The organism is Psychrobacter sp. T6-1 (assembly GCF_052258445.1).
In genome coordinates, this window is the sequence record NZ_JBQQFC010000292.1 from 1 (window position 1) to 2,978 (window position 2,978).

A 2,978-nucleotide genomic window follows, 5' to 3' on the forward strand; every position below is an offset into this window, starting at 1 on the left:
GGTAGTCTGCTAGCAGCGCTTTTGGCATCACTATTGGGCGTTTGGCTAACGCCTTTTAGCTGGTGGCTGTGTTTGCTAGCCGCTTACGGACTGGCGGTGAGCGGTATCGCAGGGGATCTGCTAGAATCGGCGTTTAAGCGTCAGCATGGGGTCAAGGATACAGGTACTATGCTGGCAGGCCACGGCGGCGTGCTCGATAGGATAGATAGTTTGCTCATTGGCGTGCCGATATTTACGCTGTTTTATTGGTGGTTTGGCTAACGCGAATGATCAATAGACAACTTCAATGTAAAATCAAGCGGGTTTATCCAGCTGACTTCGTAATAGCCTATTTAACACAGGTTCAGGCAGCTTATTTAACAGCTTGACAATATAACGCATAGACCACGGAAATGTCGCGAGCGCTATATCATTGTCGATTGCCTGCACGATATGACTCACCGCGTGATCTAGGCTTATAATAAAAGGCTTATGACTGGCATCACCTCCGTTTAGATCGCGCAAAGTTTGGGTGTCGATATACCCTGATGCGATACAATTGACTTGAATATTAAAAGGCGTAAGCGCAATTCGATAAGCGCTCGCCGTCGCTATCATCGCCCGCTTGCTTTTGGCATAGAGACTGGCATAGGGATAATCGAGCGTCCCTGCGATAGAAGCGATACAAATTAGACTTGGCTTGACGCCTTTAGCACTGTCCAACTGCTGTAGGTTTTGGCGTTTGAGTACCTCACTTGCCCTCATAAAAACATGCTCGAACGCTTGCAAATTAATCGCGAGCATTTGCGTGCTCTCTGTTTGGTTTAGAGTATGGACGCGCTCATTGGTATAACTGCCCGCGCTATAAATCAGCCGATCAAAACGATTTTTTAGTAGCTTATCGAGCAGGTGTTGGCGCTCATCAAAATCTGTCAAATCACAAAGATAAGTAGTGATCTGAGGATAGACGCTGTTGATATGAGCAATTTTAGCAAGACTATGCCCAACGACGCTGATCTGCCAGCCAAGCTGTAGATGATACAAGGCTAGTGCTAAGCCTAGACCGCTGGTGCCGCCTATTACAATAAGATGCTTAGGCGTATTAGAAGGTATGTTTTGCATTTATGCGTATATAATCCACGGTGCGCTGATAGCCATACTGCCACTGGGCGTCCATCTGCTGTATAAAGCCATCATAATCGCTATGAATCAGCTCGACGGTCATTTGCCTAAGGCTAAAGCGTTTTTGTACATTTTGCCTTGCCAGTTGCTGATCATTGTCAGCAAAAGGCAGCCAATGTATCTGCGCCTGATCGTGAGGCTTAGGCATAGATGACGTTTTATAATTGTGCACCTGAGCCAGTCGCTGATTGGGATCAAAGCCAAACACGCGCTTAATCGCAGGCGCGGCAAGATAGGGATCATAGCCCGCTTTGGTCTCTGCAAACACCGTACTTCCCAGTTGACAAGCCAGCTCAATAGGCGTCAGATTAATCACCCCGCCCAAACACCAGCCTAGATCGTCTATATGCGTTGGCGGCAAATAGTACATATCTGCCATCGAAGCGCGTACCGCAGAATTCATATCCCACTCAGTCAGTATCTGTACCGACTGTTGTATACGTCCATTGGCAAAAGAATGCGTAGGCGCGTTAAAGTTATGTCTAACGAGATCTTTTTGGTCTAGTAAATGACTGTCAAAGCTGGAGTGGTCTAAACGCTTTGGCGCGAATAACAATTCTTGAAGCTGAAAGTCTGCGGCTAGCATACTATCAGCATTAACACTAAAACCTGCTATCGACGTCTGGCGCAAACGACTGGCGATAATGGCAATCTCTGGTGACTTATTTATGCTACTCGTATTGCACTCGGGATTAGAGCCAAAAGCAGACAACTTATCCAGCCACTGCCCTTCACTATCAATACGAAACATCGCCAGTTGCTGTAGCTCGTCTAACAGACGTTGGTAGTTATCGCGTTGATGCTGCTTTTGTCTTTTGAACGGCTGTTGAGATGTATATCGAGAGCTGTACCAGCGTTTGAGCGCATTGCTGATATAGCGTAGTTTTTGACGTGTGCTTGCCTCATCAGGGGCAACATGTCTGATCGCACGGATGCTCTTGTATAGCTCACGGCTACGCATCAGCTGCTGCAAATCGCTAGGATCAGGAGCAAGCTGCACCAGATAAGCCGACAAGCTGCCGCCGCACGTACCAATGATGAGATCGGGCCGCAAATCGTGTGCAACGAGCGCAGCATAACTCCCCAAATAATAGCCAAACCGCGACCCGCCTCCTGAAAATAGCTGGACGCGCTCGTAAGGCGGGGCGGTTGTATTACTCATCGCTGTTTAGCATAGGCTTAATAGCGAGTGACACGGTAAAGATACCAAAGCGATCAATACGCATAGCGACTTTTTCAAAGCCTGCATCAACAACCAATTGATCCATCTCAGCCTGTGAGCGGCAGCGCATGACCCAACTGCTGCCGCGGTGATTGTTAAGCGTTTTACTAATGAATTCTTGTTCAGGGTGCCATGGCTGATTGGTATATATCAGGTAGCCGCCAGACTTTAGACTCTCAAAAATACCTGCAAGTGCAGTCGCTGGCAGCGCATTATCAGAGAACAATTCAAACACTCCTGAGGCAATAGCGATATCGAATGTGGCATTATCAGCTTTTAAATGTAAATAACTAGCAGGATCAAAAGCGTCTTTTTGTACCGTGTTGACACGATCAGCCAGCTCTAAGCGCAGCGCTTTGTTTTGTAGCGCTTGAATATTATGCCTCTCATAATCGCGCAGCTCAGCCTGCAAGTCATCAAACTCAGTCAACAAATCAAAAGCATAAAAACCATGACCACTCGCGATATCTAATAGTCTGGGCTGATATTCGCTTTTTTGCTCATTAGCCTTTTTGATATCTGCTAGCGCCTGACGTGCCAGCTCTAAAATATGCATGCGGCGTATACGAATGCCTTGCCAGCCGATGTTATTGAG

General features: G+C 47.2%; 4 protein-coding genes. 1 reads left to right on the forward strand and 3 read right to left on the reverse strand.

Annotation, left to right across the window (positions count from 1 at the left end; translation table 11 throughout):
• Positions 1-261 (forward strand): phosphatidate cytidylyltransferase (locus ACTXGO_RS11840; protein ID WP_443574646.1); only part of this gene is annotated, 261 nt, incomplete at its 5' end.
• Positions 262-294: 33 nt separating this feature from the next.
• On the opposite strand, the gene ACTXGO_RS11845 is transcribed toward ACTXGO_RS11840, so the two are convergent.
• From ACTXGO_RS11845 to ACTXGO_RS11855, 3 genes are all read right to left on the reverse strand, one after another.
• Entirely contained in the window at positions 295-1,101 is an 807-nt protein-coding gene (locus ACTXGO_RS11845; protein WP_443541346.1) for an SDR family NAD(P)-dependent oxidoreductase, read from the reverse strand.
• The gene (locus tag ACTXGO_RS11850; RefSeq protein WP_443541345.1) at positions 1,082-2,323 is read right to left on the reverse strand and encodes a patatin-like phospholipase family protein; all 1,242 of its coding nucleotides are present in this window, start codon (positions 2,321-2,323) and stop codon (positions 1,082-1,084) included. Before ACTXGO_RS11850 ends, ACTXGO_RS11845 begins: the two co-directional genes overlap by 20 nt.
• A partial coding sequence (locus tag ACTXGO_RS11855; protein ID WP_443574659.1) for a class I SAM-dependent methyltransferase family protein occupies positions 2,316-2,978 on the reverse strand: 663 nt, incomplete at its 5' end. The genes ACTXGO_RS11850 and ACTXGO_RS11855, both read right to left, overlap by 8 nt.

Coding starts and splice junctions, on each gene's coding strand:
- ACTXGO_RS11845 (WP_443541346.1), bottom strand. CDS start 1,101: ATGCAAAACATACCTTCTAATACGCCTAAGCATCTTATTGTAATAGGC.
- ACTXGO_RS11850 (WP_443541345.1), bottom strand. CDS start 2,323: ATGAGTAATACAACCGCCCCGCCTTACGAGCGCGTCCAGCTATTTTCA.